Source organism: Demequina sediminis (assembly GCF_030296675.1).
In the GTDB taxonomy this organism is placed as follows: Bacteria; Actinomycetota; Actinomycetes; order Actinomycetales; family Demequinaceae; genus Demequina; species Demequina sediminis.
Genome location: NZ_AP027736.1, coordinates 1160960 through 1176971 on the forward strand (window position 1 = coordinate 1160960; position 16012 = coordinate 1176971).

Consider the following 16012-nt stretch of genomic DNA (forward strand, 5'->3'; position numbering starts at 1 on the left):
CACCGTCACACTTGTCAAATCAATACCTTCAGTCACATTTGTCACATCACCCCCATCAATCACCCATAGTTTGTGGGGTAATGTCCGCTTTATCAGGCTCCTTCCTGGGCTTGGGTGGGCGGCGCCAGCGGCCATCGACCCTTTCGACGAGCCCCCTCGCATGCAGCCCGCCGAGCGCTCCCATGGCCTCCCGCGCCGTCAGCCCCGCAGCCACCGCAACCCGGTCCGTGGTCGAGCCGCGCGAGCTCAGCGCGCCGTACGCCTGGCGTTCCGCCTGCGTCGCGAACTCCTCGCCTCCTTGGTCGGCGCCGGGATCGTCGTCGGTCACGACGTCGCCCGCGGGCAGCGCCAGTTCCAAGGCCTCGTCGCCCGTGGTCACGAGCACGGCCTCGCCCTCCCTCACGAGGACGTGGCAGCCTCGCGACGCCGCGGAGGTCACCGGCCCCGGCACGGCGCCCACCGGCCGCGCGAGCCGCACCGCGTGGCGCGCCGTGCTCAGCGCACCCGACCGGGCCGCCGCCTCGACCACCACCGTGGCGCAGGCCGTCGCGATGAGTCGGTTTCGGCTGAGGAAGCGGGCCCGGTGGGGCGCGAAGCCCGGCGGCTGCTCGCTCACGATCGCGCCGTCCTCGAGGATGCGCTCGAGCAACTCCGTGTTGCCACGCGGGTAGAGCTGGTCCACGCCGCCGGCGAGCACGCCGACGGTGCCCCCTCCCGCCGCGAGCGCGCCCCGGTGCGCCGCCGCGTCGATCCCGTACGCGCCCCCGCTCACGACCCACACGCCGCGATCCGCCGCCGCGGAGGCCATCTCCGACGCCACGTGGTCGCCATACGTGGTCGAGGCGCGCGAGCCCACGATCGCGATCGAGCGACCGAAGGCCTCGTCGACACTCGCGGGACCACGCACCCACAGCACCAGGGGCTCGTCCGGCCCGAGTCGCGCGAATGCGCGCGGCCACTCGGAGTCGGCGGATGTGAGAATGCGGGCGCCGACCCGGCCGGCACGCTCACGCAACGCGTCGGGCTCGGCGGCTCCGAGGCGCGGAGCCCAGCGCTCGACGAACCCCATGACCTTAGCGGCGGTCGCGGGGTCGAGCGCGAGGTCCCACGTGGCGCCGTGGGGATCCCGCGCGGCGCGACGCACCCATGCGAGCGCCTCGACCGAGCCGAGCGCCTCCCTCAGACCCGCCGCGACGCGGTCTCCCGGCTCGGCGATCGCGCTCCAGACGATCTTCGCGTCCACGACGTCGAGGGCCTCTCCCGCGCCGGTCACGAGCGCACCCCCTGACGCAGCACGAGCGCCTGGCCCACGTGCGTCGCGTCGGGAGAGCTCGCTCCCTCGAGATCCGCGAGCGTCCACGCGACGCGCAAGGCGCGGTCGAAACCGCGCGCGGTCAGCGTGCCGCGGTCGACCGCATGCCACAGGCCCGCACACGCCGACCTCGAGGTCGCCTTGCGCAGCCACGGCCCCGTCGCCTCGACCGAGAGGCGCCAGCCGTGTGGCCCAAGCCTCTCCGCGGCGGCGTCCCGCGCACGCGCGACCCGCGCCGCGACCGCGCCCGAGCTCTCGCCGGGGACGTCGGCGCGCGCGGCCGGCCCCACCGTCACCTGGATGTCGATGCGATCCAGGAGCGGGCCCGAGAGTCGGTCGAGGTAGCGGCGCCGTGCATCGGGCTTGCAGCGACAGAACTCGCCCGTGCCGACGAACCGCCCGCACGGGCACGGGTTCGCGGCGAGCACGAGTTGGAAGCGTGCCGGATAGCGAGTGACGCCGTACGCGCGGTGCAACACGATCTCGCCGCGCTCGAGCGGCTGGCGCAGCGTTTCGAGGACGCGCGTGGGGAACTCGGGAGCCTCGTCGAGGAACAGCACCCCGGCGTGCGCGAGCGAGACCGCGCCCGGGCGCGCCAGGCCCGACCCTCCCCCGACGATCGACGCGGCGGACGCCGTGTGATGCGGCGCCTCGAAAGGGGGCCGCCGTACCAGGCCCTCCGCGGGATCGAACACACCCGCCAGGGAGTGCACGCTCGTCACCGCGATGGCCTCCTCCTCGCCGAGGTCCGGCAAGACGCCCGGAAGCCGCTCCGCGAGCATCGTCTTGCCCGCGCCGGGAGGACCCACCATCAGCAGGTGATGGCCGCCCGCTGCGGCCACCTCGAGCGCGACCCTGGCCTCGGCCTGCCCCCTCACGTCGGCAAGGTCGGGGACGGCCCGCCGCGGCCCGGTGAGGGCGGGAGGCCGGACCGTCTCGAGGGACTCGGCGTGGGCATCGGCGCCCAGGTCGCTGAGCACCGTCGCCAGCGCGGGCGCCGCGCTGACCCTGGCAGCGGCCACCAATCCCGCCTCGCCGGCATTGCCGGCTGGCACCACGACGCGGGTCCACCCCGCGGCGCACGCCGCCGCCACCGCCGGCAAGACTCCCCTCACCGGCCGCACACGTCCGTCCAGCCCGAGCTCACCCAGGAGCACCATGTCCCTCGCGCGCGCCGCGTCGATGGCGCGGGCCGCCGCGAGGACGGCGACCGCGATCGCGAGATCGGTCGCGGGCCCCGACTTCGGCAGCGACGCGGGCGACAGGTTGACCGTGATGCGATGCCGGGGCCACTCAACGCCGGAGGACGCGACCGCCGCCCGCACCCGCTCCTTGGCCTCGGCGAGCGACGCGTCGGGCAAGCCGACGATCGTGAACGCGGGCAGCCCGTGTGCGACGTGAGCCTCGACCTCGATGACGTGGCCGACCAGACCCGTGAGCACCACGGAGCGGCACCGGCCGATCATCCGACGCCACGCACGTGCTCGAGGATGGGCGCTCCCGACCTTGGCAGCGTCACCGCGACCACGTCGATCCGGATCGACCCGAAGCTCTCCCCTGCGCCGCGAGCCACTGACCCGCGAGCACGCGCAGGCGCCTCATCTTGTGCGGCGTCACCGCCGCGAGCGCCCCGCCGAAGGCGTCCGAGCGACGCGTCTTCACCTCGACGAAGACCACCTCGCCGCCCTCGCGCGCCACGATGTCCAGTTCACCGACCGGGCACCGCCAGTTGCGATCGAGCACCTCCCAGCCCGCGGCGGACAGCGACCGCGCCGCGAGGTCCTCCCCGTACCTGCCCACCACGTCCTTGACCGCCATGCGCCACCTCCCCCTTCACGGTGGACGATGCGCGAGCACGACGGGAGGGAGGCGTCACGGCGGGGGATGGTCCGCGCGGCGGCCGGGGCTGGGGGCATCGGCGCGACCACCCCGGCGGCCCGGTCGCCACCACCTCGGGACATGCCGAGGGGCGCGGAGGGTGACCCCTCCGCGCCCCTTGCCACGCGGTTGTCCTACACGCGCGCGGGCACCACCTGGTCGTCGTCGGCGCGACCGGTATCCCCCGCATCGTCCCCGCTCACGGATGCCGGACCGCCCGCCCCGACCTCCGCGGCCTCGGGGGCCACGTCGAGCGTGGTGCGCAGCGGCTCCTCCTTGACGAACAGGAGCAGAACCAGCGACAGCAGCGCAAGAGGAACGATGAGCAGGAAGACGGGAGCGAGCGCGTCGTTGTACGAGCCCACGATCACGTCCTGGATCTCTTGCGGGAGGTCGCGCACCGCGGCCGGCGTGAGCGAGTTCGCGTCGCTCAGGCTGGCGCCGCCACCCGGCGCGCGCTCCGCGAGCAGGGCGATGAGCCGATTCGTGAAGATCGACCCGACCACCGCGGCGCCCAGCGAGGCGCCGATCTGCCGGAAGTAGTTGTTGGCGGCCGTCGCCGTGCCCACCATGCGCAGCGGGAAGGTGTTCTGCACGATCAGCACGAGCACCTGCATCTGCAGGCCCAGTCCCAAGCCGAAGACCGCGAGGTACGCGCACGTCACCCACACGGGCTGCGTCGCGGACATCGTCGACAGCAGGAACATCGCGGCGGCGATCACCACGGAGCCCGCGATCGGATACCAGCGGTAGCGGCCGGTGCGGCTCACCGCGCGGCCGACGACGATCGACGTGGGCAGCATCGCGCCCATCATCGGGATCATCAGCAGACCGGCCGAGGTGGCATCGACCTGCGCGACCATCTGGAGGTAGGTGGGCATGTACGCGAGCGTGCCGAACATCGCGATGCCCATGAGCAGGCCCGCGGCGGTGGTGAGAGTGAAGTTGCGCTCGGCGAAGAGGTGCAGCGGCATGATCGGCTCGGCGGCGCGACGCTCGACGGCGACGAAGGCCACGGCCGCGATCACGGTCAACACGATCAGGCCGATGATGACGGGCGAGTCCCACGCGTACTGCCCTCCGCCCCACGACGTGAACAGCACGAGCGCGGCCGAGGCGATCGCGATGAGCATCATGCCCGCGATGTCGAGGCGCGGCCGCTCGCGGCGCTCGGCGTTCGGGTGGAGGAACAGGATCGCGCTGAGGATCGCGACGGCGCCCAGCGGGATGTTGATCCACATGCACCAGCGCCAGCCGATCGACTCGGTGAACCAACCACCCAGCAGCGGGCCGATCACCGACGCGAGGGCGAACACGCCGCCCATGACGCCCATGTAGCGGCCGCGCTCCTCGCGGGCACGATGTCCGCGATGATCGCCTGCGACAGGATCATCAGTCCACCGCCGCCGAGGCCCTGGATGGCGCGGCCCACGATGAGCTCGGTCATGCCTTGAGCAAGACCGCCCACCACCGAGCCGGCCATGAACAACGCGATCGCGCCGATGAACAGCGACTTGCGGCCGATCAGGTCGCCCAGCTTGCCGTACACCGGCATCATGATGGTCGCCGCGAGGATGTACGCGGTGGTCACCCACAGCATGTGGTCGACCCCGTCGAGCTCGCCCACGATCGTGGGGAGCGCGGTCGAGAAGATGGTCTGGTCAAGGGCGGACAGCAGCATGGCCGTCATGAGCCCCACGAAGACCAGCAGGATCGACCTGCGGTCGGTGGCGGGCGCCTGGGCGGCGCCCGCGGTCGCGGTGGTGGGCATGGTCTCTCTTTCGGGTGGGGACTCGGCGCGGATCACGCGTCGGGGGTGACGATGCGTCGGATCTTGTCGATCGCGGCGCGGATGAGGGTCTCGGCGTGCGCCGCATCGCCGGGGTGGGCGAGCCACTGGCGGCTGATCACGGGAAAGGCACCCATGACGATGCTCACGACGAGGTGGGTCTGGTCGCTCGCCTCGTCCTCGGTGAGCTCGGGGTGCTGGACCGCGAGGCGCCGGCGCACGATCGCGGCGGTGGCCTGCCGTTTGTCCGCGAGGCGCATGAGGCGTAGCGACTGCAGGGCGGGCTCACGCTCGAAGAGCAGGCGGCGCATCGCGAAGACCTCGGGGTCGGACTCGGTCGCGAAGAAGGCGCGCGCCATGATGATCATGAGGTCCTCGACGATCGGGCCGCGCGCGTGGACGAACTCGTCGACCGCCTCGCTCGACGGCGTCGAGGGCGCGGGGCCGAGCAGCGCGCCCTCCTTCGTGCCGAAGTAGTTGAAATAGGTCCGCGGCGAGACATCGCTCGCCTCGCAGATCATGTCGACCGTCACCACGTCGACGCCGTGCTCGAGAGCGAGCTCAAGCGCGGCGCGCTCGACGCGACGCGTCCTGCGGACGCGGTTGCGCTCCCTCAGTCCCGGGGCGGCCTCCCCGGTGGACGATGCTCGGGGCGCAGGCGATGCGATGTGCATGATCTGTATTTTTGCAGTCTCTGCACTTTTGCGTCAAGTGCAGGATTGCGGGGTGTGGAGGGGCCAGGCGACGCCCCGCTTCCCGCCCCCACGCCCGCACCCACGTGCACACGTCACACATCTGGAGACACGTGCGTCCAGAGACGAGCACGGATCTCGAGACACCGGCCGTCAGATGTGTGACTTACGCACGGGCGCACGGGCGCACGGGCGCGTGGGGCGCTCCGGCGCACCTGGACACAGGCGGGCACAGCCGGGCGGGGGCAGGACCCCCAGACCCCCGACTCAGCGGCCGCGGAGCTGGCGGATGTCGGGGAGGTCGTCGTCGCGCGCGAGTTCCTCGATGTTCACGTCCTTGAACGTCACCACCCGCACGTTGCGCACCAGACGCGCGCTGCGGTAGACATCCCAGACCCAGGCGTCGGCCATCGTGACCTCGAAGTAGATGTCCCCGCCCGAGGCCTTCACCTGCAGATCCACCTTGTTGCACAGGTAGAAGCGGCGCTCGGTCTCCACGACGTACTGGAACAGGCCCACGACGTCCCTGTACTCGCGGTACAGCGCGAGTTCGGCTTCGGTCTCGTAGTTCTCAAGGTCTTCGTGGCTCACCCGACCATTGTGGACGCAACGCGCCGCAGTTCGCGAACGCCATGCGCGAACACCCACGCGAAGACACGCGCGCGTCAACCGGTCGGGAGCCGCCAGGACACCCGGTGGAGCGGCGAAGGCCCCAGCGCGCGCAGCGCATCGAGATGCACCGCCGCGCCGTAGCCCTTGTTGCCGTCCCATCCGTACGCGGGATGGTCCGCGTGCGCGGCCGCCATGAGCGCGTCGCGCTCGACCTTGGCGAGCACGGAGGCCGCCGCGATCGACGCGCATGCCCTGTCCCCCTTGACCACCATCGTCACCGGCGGTGCGTCCCACGCGTCGGACTCGACAGCGAAGAGATCCGCAGGGGGCGGGGTGAGCCAGTCGTGGGTGCCGTCGAGCAGCACGGCATCCACGGCGACCGGGATCGCGTCGAGCGCGCGCCGCGCCGCGAGTCGCAGCGCGGCGATGATGCCGACCTCATCGATCTCGGCCGCCGCAGCGTGTCCCACCGCGCGTGCCACGCCAAAGGCCTGCAGCGGGGCGATGAGCGCCTCGCGCCGCGCGGCCGAGAGCAGCTTGGAGTCCGTGAGCCCGTCGGGCCAGGTCTCGCACGGCGCGACCACCGCGACGCCCACGCTCACCGGTCCGGCGAGAGCGCCGCGTCCGACCTCGTCGATCCCCGCGACGGTGCGCGCGCCGGCGTCCCACAGGGCGCGCTCGTGGACGAGCGAGACGGTCACGTCAGTCGGCGGTGGACGCGGCCTCGTCGCCGAACGGGTTGCCCACGCCGGCGAAGCGATCGAGCGGCCACACGACGGCGAACGTGGTGCCCACAATGTTATCGACGGGCACCGTGCCGCCGCCGGGGTCGCCCATGTGCGCGCGCGAATCTGCGCTGTCGTCACGGTTGTCGCCCATGACCCAGATGTACCCCTCGGGCACCTCGACGCGGAACTCGACGCCGCACGGGCGCGCGCCCGGAGCGATGTAGTCCTCGGTGAGCAGCTCACCGTTGACGGCGACCTGAGCGTCCGCCGCGGTGCATTCGACCACGTCGCCCGGCAGGCCGATCACGCGCTTGACCAGGTGCTCTCCCGCGTCCTCCGGTAGCAAACCGGTCCACGTGAGCAGGTCCTTGGCGACGCGCTCGAGGCCCGTGTCATCGGCACCCGGCTCGCCCAGCCACTGCGCGGGGTCCTTGAAGACCACGACGTCGCCGCGGCGCAGCGGGAGCGGGTCGGGACGCCACTTGGTGACGAGGATCCGGTCGCCCTTGATGAGCGCGGGCTCCATCGACGGCGACGGGATGAAGAAGGACTGGAAGAAGAAGGTCTTGATGACCAACGACAGCAGCAACGCGCTGACGACCACGAGGACGAATTCCTTCGTCCATCCCCAGGCGCGACGGCCGGCAGACGGCTTCCCGTCTGCCGGCGCGTCGCTGCTGGTCGCGATGGCTAGTTCTCGCGCTTCTCGCGGATGCGAGCGGCCTTGCCGCGCAGTCCGCGCAGGTAGTACAGCTTCGCGCGGCGGACATCGCCGCGACGCTCAAGCTCGATCTTCTCGATCGTGGGGGCGTGCACCGGGAACAGACGCTCCACTCCCACGCCGAACGAGATCTTGCGGACCGTGAAGGTCTCGCCGATTCCCTGACCCTGACGGGCGATCACGATGCCCTGGAACACCTGGACACGCGAGCGGTTGCCCTCGATGACCTTGACGTGGACCTTGACGGTGTCACCGGCACGGAAGGCCGGGATGTCGTCGCGGAGCTGGCCCGCGACAACGTGGTCGAGCTTCTGCATGACTGTCTCTCCTCGCACATGCCACAGGCCACGCACGGTATCCGCCTGACGGCGATCGATGGTGACGGCGTGTCACGGAAAGCGCCGAGACCCCCTGTGGCAGGTCGCGGCACCGTACGCACCGAGGGACTATTCTGCCACACCGTGTCCGGACGATGCGCGGGCTGGCGGAGAGCTCCGCGTCAGTCCGCGACGGTCGCGTCGGGAGGAAGCAGGTCGGGACGTCGCTCGCGGGTCCGTTCGAGCTGCTGATCGCGCCGCCACTGTGCGATGCGCGCGTGGTGACCGCTCAGCAGCACGTCGGGCACCTCAAGCCCTCGCCACTGCGCGGGACGCGTGTACGACGGGTACTCGAGCAACCCGTCGGAGTGCGACTCTTCGACGATCGACTGCGCGTTGCCCATGAAGCCGGGAATGAGCCGCGTGATCGCCTCGATCATGGCGAAGGCGGCCACCTCTCCTCCATTGAGCACGTAGTCGCCCAGGCTTGCCTCGATGACGCGGTAGCCCGCGTCCGCGTAGTGCTGGGCCACGCGTGCGTCGATTCCCTCGTAGCGACCGCACGCGAACACGAGCTGCGACGCCTCGGCGAGGTCTGCCGCGAGCGCCTGCGTGAAGGGCACCCCGGCCGGGCTGGGGATGACGAGCACTCCGGAAGGTCGCAGGACGTCGTCGATGGCCTTTCCCCAGACATCGGCCTTCATGACCATCCCCGCGCCGCCGCCGAACGGGGCGTCGTCGACCGTGCGGTGCACGTCCGGGCTGCCATCGGCCTTGAAGGCCGCGTAGTCGCGAAGGTCGTGCACGTGGGTCTCGACCAGGGCGGCCTCGCGCGCCTTGCCCAGCAGGGACACGTCGAGCACGCCGAAGAACTCGGGGAAGATCGTGACGACGTCGATGCGCATCTTCACGCGGACGTCTCCCCGGTCGACTCGGGCTCCTCGCCCGCGAGCAGGCCATAGGGCGGGGTCACGACCACGCGACCCGCCTCGACGTCGACCTCGGGCACGAAGTCCTCGACGAACGGAATCATCGCGCGGTGCCCACCCGGCTGGCGGACCACCAAGAGGTCGTGCGCGGGCATCGTCATGAGGTCGACCACCTCGCCCACCTCCTCCCCGTCGGGCCGCACCACGGCCAACCCCACGAGCTGGTGGACGTACCACGCGTCGTCCTCGTCCGACTCTGCGCCGTCGATCGTGAGCTCGACCCCGCGAGCCGCATCCGCCTCCTCGCGCGAGCGGATCTCCGCGAAGTGGACGTACCAGCGCCCGGCCTGCACGCGAACCTTGTCGACCGTCAGCGGCCCTGCGGACGCCGGCTCGGTGTCGAACACCTCGCCCGGAACGAGGCGGTCGGCAGGGATGTCGGTGCGAAGTTCAACCGACACCTCCCCTTGAGCCCATGGGCGCGGCCGATGCGTGCGACGGTCAATCTCATGACACCAGGGTACGGTCACCGCGCCGCCTTCCCTCGCGCGCGATAGCGTGGAGTCACCGTCTACCTGGGGAGAGGACATGGCCGACACGACCACCCGCCCGCCAGGCGTGACCTTCGCGGTGATCCTCACGTGGGTCGCGGCCGCGGTCGACCTCATCGGTGGCGGAGCGCTCCTGTGGCTCAGCCTCAATCTCGCAGGGACCGACCTCGGTGTCGAGGAATCCTCGCTGCGTGGCTACGGCATCGCTCTCGCAGCGATCGGGCTGCTGACCGCGGCCTTCGCGCTCGGTCTCGCCGCGGGGTCCCAGCTCTCGCGCGTCCTCATCATGGTGCTCATGGCCGCGCGGATCGGCGGTGCGGTCTATGCGCACGAGGCCATCGGCGAGATTGTCCGATGGCAGGCGATCGGCCAGGGCATCGGCGCCCTGCTGATCATCCTCATGCTCGCGACACCGCGGGCGTTCACGTACTTCCGCTCGACCTGACCGCGGCCGTCGCCGCGCGTGGGGAGGCCCTCATGTCCACCACATCCTCCGATCGTCCAGGCTCCGTCACGCTCGTCGCCGCGCTGACGTGGATCGCCGCGATCCTCGACCTCATCGCAGGGGCCGCACTCGTGTGGCTGTCGTTCAACCTCGACACGATCGATTCGACCCTGAGCGAGGCTGACGTCCGCTGGTATGGCGTGGGCACGCTCGTCATCGGGGTGCTCACGGCTGCGGTCGCCGCCGGCCTCGCGATGGGATCTCAGGGCGCACGCGTGCTCGTGATCCTCGCGATGGTCGTCCGCCTCGCGGCCGCCGCGTACGCGCTGCTCGCCCTCGGCGGCGTGATCTCGTGGCACGGCATCGTCGGAGTGCTCATCTCCCTCACCGTCATCGCTCTGCTCTCGACGAGGCGGGGGTCGGACTTCTTCCGCGGCTATCGCGGATAGGGCGGTCCCACGGGGACCCGCCAACGCAACGAGGCCCACCCCGTCAGGGATGGGCCTCGTTGACGAGGGTCGTCCTCGCCCTACGCGACATCCACGATGTTGACGCGGACGTCCTCGCGCGAGATGGCCTCGACCACGGTGCGGATCGCGGTCGCGGTGCGGCCGCGACGGCCGATCACCCGCGGCAGGTCGTCGGGGTGCACCACCACGTTGATGGTGGTGCCACGACGCCCGGAGCGCTCGGTCACGCGAACGTCGTCCGGGTTGCGGACGATGCTGCGCACCAGGAACTCGAGAGCGTCGAGGACCATCGTTACTTCTCCTCCGCGGCGGGGGCCTCGGCGTCATCGGCAGCGCCCTCGGCGGGAGCCTCGTCGGCGGCCTCAGCCTCGGCGGCGGCAGCAGCGTCAGCCTCCTCCTTGGCCTTTGCGGCGTCGGCCTCGGCCTTGGCGGCCTCCTTCTTCGCGGCGGCGTCAGCCTTGGCCTTCTCGGCGGCGTCCGCGAGGGCCTTGACGGCGGCCTCGGGGTCCTCCTTGCCGGCGGCGAACTTGACGGTGCTCACGCCCTTCTCACCCTTGAAGGTGGCCCAGTCGCCGGTGAGCTTGAGGAGAGCGGTGACCTGCTCGGTGGGCTGCGCGCCCACGGAGAGCCAGTACTGCGCGCGGTCCGAGTTGATCTCGATGACCGAGGGCTCCTCGGTGGGGTGGTACTTGCCGATCTCCTCGATCGCACGGCCGTCGCGCTTGGTGCGCGAGTCCATGACGACAACGCGGTAGAACGGGGCGCGCTTCTTGCCGAAGCGCTTGAGGCGAATCTTCACAGCCATGGCTGTCTCCTTGTATTCGGTGTGAGCCGGCGCGCGGTCGCCCGGGAGTGGGCGTCGCTCGCTGACAAGACGAATTGGCGTGCGCACACGGCGCGGCGCCAGCGACCCATTGTGCCAGACGCGCGAGGATGCCGCCTACCGCACGCTGGGCCATCCGGGGGACGACTGCGCATCGAAGGTGCCGTCGTGGCGCTCCCCCGTGACCACCATCACCTCGAGACCGCGCTCAAGGGCGCGACCCACGACGGCGGGTCCGCCGCCCGCGATCGCCGTGGCCCACGCGTCGGCATCGGCCAGATCCGTCCCCGCGACTGACACCTGCAGGTAGTGACGGGCGACCTCGCCCGTGACGGGGTCCCAGATGTGGTCGACCACCTGCGCGCCTCCCGACGTGGCGACCGCCGTGAACGCGCCGCCGAGCTCGATGACGTCGATCACGGCCGTCCCCGTGGGATCGCCCGACACCCTGGGGTTTGCGATGCCGATCCGCCGGGTGCGCCCGCCCGCGACGAGCACGTCACCCGAGGCGCCCACCATCCAGTCCCGCGCGCGGGCCGCGCGCAGGTGCCGGGACGCGCGCGCGACGGCCCAGCCCTTGACCAGTCCGGTCGGGTCGATCACCCCGTCCTTGCGGCGCGCATCGAAGCCGCCACCGGTGGCCTCGCGGTACCACTCGCAGGCCTCGAGCACCTCGCGCAGTTCGGCCGGCGCCTCGTCGAGCGTGAGCTCGCCCCTGAGGTGGTGACTCAGGTACGAGTCGTCCTTCCACAGCGAGAACAGTTCGTCCGCCCACACGAGCGCCGCGTGGAAGGCCGCGATCGCCGGCTCCGCCTCGGCGGGGTCCGCGCCCTCGAGCTCGATCACGAACGGCATCGCCATCGCGTGCACCGTAGTGCGCAGCGGGGCCTGGGTCACAGCCCGGCCTCCGCGAACGCCGCCTCGAGCGACTCGATGAACGCGGGCGATGTGAAGGAGGCACCGCTGACCGCCTCGACGTCCCAGGTCTGCGCCTCAAGCACGCGCGTGCGCAGTTCGGGGATGGCGGTGGCGTTGATCGCGACGGACTCCGCGGCGCTCGTGCCTGCCACGACGGCCTGCACGTCGGTGACCACCCCATCGACCACCGTGATGCGGGCCTGGTAGGCGCCGCGGGCGTTGGTGATGGCCGGGCCGCCAAACGTCTGGCTCGCGGGAGACGATGCTTCCGGCGAGGACGACTCGCCGGCGTCCGGCGTCGCGCTTGGGGTGGGTTCGGCAAGGTCGAGCGCGGGCAACTCGTCGGGAGCCGCCACCCATCCTGCTCCCAGAATGCTCGCGCACCCACCCGCCACGATCACCGCGCGTGACCCTCGCATCGTCACTTCCCGCCCTTCGTCGTCATGGCGCGCCTCACCAGGCAAACCTCTCGCGATGAATCGCGTCGTCGGGGACGCCCGCCGCGCGCGCGTCCGCCACCACCGCGTCCGCCCAGTCCACCGGTCCACACACGTACACGTCGTGGCCCGCGACGTCGGGAACCAGTCCCGCGAGGCTCTCCCCAGCCGCCGTTCCCCACCCGGTGCCGCGGGCACCTTCGAGGAGGATCAGCCCGGCGCCCCGGCGCTCCGCGAGCTCCTCGACCTCCGCCACCAGGGGCGCCTCGGCGCGCGAGCGCACGCGCCAGATGAGGGCGCACGGCCCCTCAGCGGTATCGAGCATCGCGCGCAGCGGCGTGATCCCGATTCCCGCGGCGACGAAGACCGCGCCGGGCGCGGTGCGCGTGACGTCGGAGAACACACCCAGCGGGCCCTCGGCGATGACGCGCGTGCCGACCGCCACCCGCGCGAGCGCCGCGGAGCCGTCGCCGGACGGCTTGACCGTGATCCGCAACGAGTCGGGTTCGGGCGCCCGCGAGAGCGAGAAGGGGTGCGCCTCGCGCCACCGCTGCGCGTCGAGGAATCGCCACAACAGGAACTGACCCGGCCGCGCGCCCAGGCGGTCAAGGTCGCGCCCCGTCATGACGATGCTCGTCGAGCCGTCGTCGTGAGGCGTGACCTGCGCGACGCGCAGGCCGTGGCGGCGCGACAGCACGAGCGGCCGCACCACGCGGAACACGACGAACGACCCGACCGCGAGCGCGTAAAGCACGGCCCAGAACCACCACGCGGCGCCGCCGTCGCGGAAGGTCGAGCCCTCGAGGAACTGATGCGGCACCACCGCAAGGATCGCGAGGTAGACCATCAGGTGGACCGCGTGCCAGCGCTCGTACCGCCACCGCGACCTCACCGCGACCAGCGACGTCACCACGACGATCGAGAAGAGCGCGAAGCCCGACTGGGCCGCGACCATGAACCAACCCAGGTCCCAGAAGGCGGCAGTCTGGGCGAAGATCGAGCGGCCGTCGTAACGCGCGCTCGCGATCATCATGATCGCGACGTGGATCACCATCAGGATGAACGCCACCTTGCCCAGGCGTGTGTGGGTGGCGGCCGCGCTATCGTGACCGAGCACACGCTCCACGACGGGCGCGCGCGAGATCAGGGTGATCTGTGCCAAGACCAGCACCGCCGCGACGATTCCCGCGACGCGGCCCACGCCGTAGAAGGCATCCAGCGGTTGGGCGACCAGCAGGCCCCCGAGGCGATGAAGAGCGCGACGCCCACGGCGGACACGAGGTAGACGGAGGCCTCGAGGCCGTCCCTCCACCACGACCGCCGCACGGCCGCGCGGGCATAGGCATCGACGGTGCTCACGTGACCTCCGGGGGATCGGTGCTGCTGAGCCAACGCTCGCGGGGTCATCTCGTGTTCCCCGTTCGCGTTCGCATCGTACGCGCTACCAGGAGAAGCCCTCCGAATGGCGCCGCTCGGCCGGCACCCCGGCGCGCGCGGCATCGTCCATGAGCGCTCCCACCCAGCCCGTGGGTCCACACGCGAAGACGTCCGCACCCGCGAGTCCGGGAACCACGTGCCCCAGTCGCACTGGGGCGGCCTGCGGGGCCCAGCCGTCGCCGCGCGGGCCCACGAGCACGTGAAGCGCGGCTCCCTTGGCGGCGGCGAGCGAGCGGAGCTCGTCGAGGTGAGGCACGTCCCGCTCCGCGTGAGCGCGCACGATCACCGTGCATTCGCCGGGGCGGAGGTCCGAGTCCTCGAGCAACGCGAGCACGGGCGTGATCCCGATCCCCGCGCCCGCGAGCACCAGGTGGTTGCCCCTGCGGTGCGCGTCGGTGAAGAGGCCGAACGGCCCCTCGACCATGACCCGGGTGTCAGGGCGCAGTCCCGCGAGGGCGGCTGATCCGTCCCCAAGCGGCTTGACGGTGATCCTCATCCAGTCCTCCCGCGGCGCCCGTGACAGCGAGTACGGGTGGGCCTGTCCCCACACGCCCGGCGCAAGGAAGCGAAAGAGGAAGAACTGCCCGCCCCGAGCGCGCAGACGGCCCAGCCGATGCCCCGTCATCGCGATCGCGGTGGAGCCGTCCGCGAGCACGCCCGTCGCGGCGACCCGCACGCGGTGCCTGCGCATCCGCACCAACGGCCGCGCGACCCGAAATACGAGTAGCCCACCCACCGCGACCGTCCACAGCGCGGCCCAGTACCACCACGCGAAGCCGCCCGCCATGAAGGTCGAGCCGTCGGTCAGCTGGTGAGGAATCGACAGCCCCACCGCGAGGTACGCGAAGACGTGAACGGCGTGCCACGACTCGTAGGCCCACCGCCGCCTCACCGCCGCATACGAGGTCACGACGACGGCGATGAGCAACACGGCGCCGATCCACGCGAGCGTCATGGGACCGCCGTGAGCGACGGCGAGTTCCCACGCCTGAGTGAGCACGCCGATCCGCGCGACCAGGGCGTACCCGGCGACGAGCAGCGCGACGTGGGCGATCATCACCAGGAAGCCGAGCCGACCCAGCGTGCCATGCAGCCTCGCGGCGCGGTCGTGGCCCAGGGTGCGTTCGACGACGGGGATGCGGGCGATGAGCACCAGCTGGACCATGATCAGGGTCGACGCGACGATTCCCGCGAGGCGGCCGCCGGAGATGAGCACTCCGGACGGACTCGTGACGTCGAGCGTGCCGGAGGCCAGCGCGAGCGCGATCGCCCCCGTGCCCGCGAGCCACGCCGCGGCCTCGACGGCATCGCGCCTGCGGTCCTGCGTCACGCCGCGCGCGCGACGCGCGCTGATCCGCGACCACTCATCGAGGCGAGGGCCACTCCCCTGCACGGGCGTCGCGAGGCTCATGCGAGGCCCGCCGCCTGCATCGCGCTCAACACCGCATCCTCGACCGCCGCCGAGGTATAACTCGCGCCCGAGATGTAGCCGACATCCGTGTGCTGCGCCTCGAGGATCGCCGCCTCGAGTTCCGGCATCGCCTGCTCATTGATGCGCTGAGAATGCGGATCCGACTCGCCCGACTCGAGCCACGTGATGGCCGTGATCACGCCCGACTCGACCGTGATCTGGGCCTGGAAGTCGCCGTAGCGGCTGCTCACCACCTCGCCCGCATAGGTCGCGGCGGTGGAGGCGTCGGTCGCCGCTTCCGTGGACGGCGTCGCGGTGGACGTGGGGGAGGGCGTGGCGGTAGATGTGGCCGATGCCGGGGTCGACGCGGCGCCCGAGGTTGAGGCAGCCGCGGGTTCCGTGGCCCACGCGCCCGTCAGGGCCGTGGCGGGACTGGCCACCGACGTGGTGCCCTCCGTCCACAACCCCGAGCCCACGAGGGCCCCGGTCGACACGAGGGAGGCCGCGAGGCCGGAGACGAGGATGCCGGAGGAGCGCTTCAT

General features: G+C 71.5%; 19 protein-coding genes and 1 pseudogene. 2 read left to right on the top strand and 18 right to left on the bottom strand.

Going from position 1 to position 16012, the window contains the following annotated elements:
• Nucleotides 1-55: 55 nt before the first annotated feature.
• From dprA to rimM, 11 genes and pseudogenes are all read right to left on the bottom strand, one after another.
• Nucleotides 56-1273, bottom strand: coding sequence for a DNA-processing protein DprA (gene dprA, locus QUE44_RS05940; protein ID WP_286216423.1), 1218 nt, complete (start codon nt 1271-1273; stop codon nt 56-58).
• A complete protein-coding gene (locus QUE44_RS05945) occupies nt 1270-2778 on the bottom strand; it encodes a YifB family Mg chelatase-like AAA ATPase (protein WP_286216424.1) in 1509 nt (502 codons plus the stop codon). Before QUE44_RS05945 ends, dprA begins: the two co-directional genes overlap by 4 nt.
• Before the next feature lie 49 nt (nt 2779-2827).
• A complete protein-coding gene (locus tag QUE44_RS05950) occupies nt 2828-3130 on the bottom strand; it encodes a YraN family protein (protein WP_350226910.1) in 303 nt (100 codons plus the stop codon).
• A gap of 194 nt (nt 3131-3324) precedes the next feature.
• Nucleotides 3325-4961: pseudogene (locus QUE44_RS05955) on the bottom strand (MDR family MFS transporter).
• A 32-nt stretch (nt 4962-4993) separates the two neighbouring features.
• Entirely contained in the window at nt 4994-5653 is a 660-nt protein-coding gene (locus QUE44_RS05960) for a TetR/AcrR family transcriptional regulator (protein WP_286216425.1), read from the bottom strand.
• A 285-nt stretch (nt 5654-5938) separates the two neighbouring features.
• Entirely contained in the window at nt 5939-6262 is a 324-nt protein-coding gene (locus QUE44_RS05965; RefSeq protein ID WP_062460556.1) for a DUF2469 domain-containing protein, read from the bottom strand.
• Between the two features lie 74 nt (nt 6263-6336).
• Nucleotides 6337-6984: a ribonuclease HII gene (gene rnhB / locus QUE44_RS05970; RefSeq protein WP_286216426.1), complete on the bottom strand. Its 648-nt coding sequence runs from the start codon at nt 6982-6984 to the stop codon at nt 6337-6339.
• 1 nt (nt 6985) lies between these two features.
• Nucleotides 6986-7615, bottom strand: coding sequence for a signal peptidase I (lepB, locus tag QUE44_RS05975; protein WP_286216429.1), 630 nt, complete (start codon nt 7613-7615; stop codon nt 6986-6988).
• Between the two features lie 86 nt (nt 7616-7701).
• Nucleotides 7702-8049 (bottom strand): 50S ribosomal protein L19, encoded by a 348-nt coding sequence (rplS, locus tag QUE44_RS05980; RefSeq protein ID WP_286216431.1) that lies wholly within the window; start codon nt 8047-8049, stop codon nt 7702-7704.
• Nucleotides 8050-8231: 182 nt separating this feature from the next.
• The gene (trmD, locus tag QUE44_RS05985; protein ID WP_286216697.1) at nt 8232-8954 is read right to left on the bottom strand and encodes a tRNA (guanosine(37)-N1)-methyltransferase TrmD; all 723 of its coding nucleotides are present in this window, start codon (nt 8952-8954) and stop codon (nt 8232-8234) included.
• A gap of 2 nt (nt 8955-8956) precedes the next feature.
• Nucleotides 8957-9439 carry a ribosome maturation factor RimM gene (gene rimM / locus QUE44_RS05990; protein ID WP_286216432.1) on the bottom strand — a complete coding sequence of 161 codons (483 nt, stop codon included), beginning with the start codon at nt 9437-9439 and terminating at the stop codon, nt 8957-8959.
• A 127-nt stretch (nt 9440-9566) separates the two neighbouring features.
• On the opposite strand from rimM, the gene QUE44_RS05995 reads away from it, so the two are divergent.
• Together QUE44_RS05995 and QUE44_RS06000 are read left to right on the top strand one after the other, a co-directional pair.
• Nucleotides 9567-9974, top strand: a complete 408-nt coding sequence (locus QUE44_RS05995) for a hypothetical protein (protein WP_286216434.1) — start codon at nt 9567-9569, stop codon at nt 9972-9974.
• Between the two features lie 32 nt (nt 9975-10006).
• The gene (locus tag QUE44_RS06000) at nt 10007-10423 is read left to right on the top strand and encodes a hypothetical protein (RefSeq protein ID WP_286216436.1); all 417 of its coding nucleotides are present in this window, start codon (nt 10007-10009) and stop codon (nt 10421-10423) included.
• Between the two features lie 80 nt (nt 10424-10503).
• Here the strand turns inward: QUE44_RS06000 and QUE44_RS06005 are convergent, their stop codons facing one another.
• The 7 genes from QUE44_RS06005 to QUE44_RS06035 form a co-directional block, all read right to left on the bottom strand.
• The gene (locus tag QUE44_RS06005) at nt 10504-10734 is read right to left on the bottom strand and encodes a KH domain-containing protein (protein ID WP_286216439.1); all 231 of its coding nucleotides are present in this window, start codon (nt 10732-10734) and stop codon (nt 10504-10506) included.
• A 2-nt stretch (nt 10735-10736) separates the two neighbouring features.
• Nucleotides 10737-11249 carry a 30S ribosomal protein S16 gene (gene rpsP / locus QUE44_RS06010; RefSeq protein WP_286216441.1) on the bottom strand — a complete coding sequence of 171 codons (513 nt, stop codon included), beginning with the start codon at nt 11247-11249 and terminating at the stop codon, nt 10737-10739.
• A 135-nt stretch (nt 11250-11384) separates the two neighbouring features.
• Entirely contained in the window at nt 11385-12164 is a 780-nt protein-coding gene (locus tag QUE44_RS06015) for an FAD:protein FMN transferase (RefSeq protein WP_286216442.1), read from the bottom strand.
• A complete protein-coding gene (locus QUE44_RS06020) occupies nt 12161-12541 on the bottom strand; it encodes an FMN-binding protein (RefSeq protein ID WP_286216443.1) in 381 nt (126 codons plus the stop codon). Before QUE44_RS06020 ends, QUE44_RS06015 begins: the two co-directional genes overlap by 4 nt.
• Before the next feature lie 97 nt (nt 12542-12638).
• The gene (locus QUE44_RS06025) at nt 12639-13823 is read right to left on the bottom strand and encodes a ferredoxin reductase family protein (RefSeq protein WP_286216445.1); all 1185 of its coding nucleotides are present in this window, start codon (nt 13821-13823) and stop codon (nt 12639-12641) included.
• A 240-nt stretch (nt 13824-14063) separates the two neighbouring features.
• Nucleotides 14064-15470, bottom strand: coding sequence for a ferredoxin reductase family protein (locus QUE44_RS06030; RefSeq protein WP_286216447.1), 1407 nt, complete (start codon nt 15468-15470; stop codon nt 14064-14066).
• Nucleotides 15467-16012: an FMN-binding protein gene (locus QUE44_RS06035; protein WP_286216448.1), complete on the bottom strand. Its 546-nt coding sequence runs from the start codon at nt 16010-16012 to the stop codon at nt 15467-15469. The genes QUE44_RS06030 and QUE44_RS06035 overlap by 4 nt, the downstream gene beginning before the upstream one ends.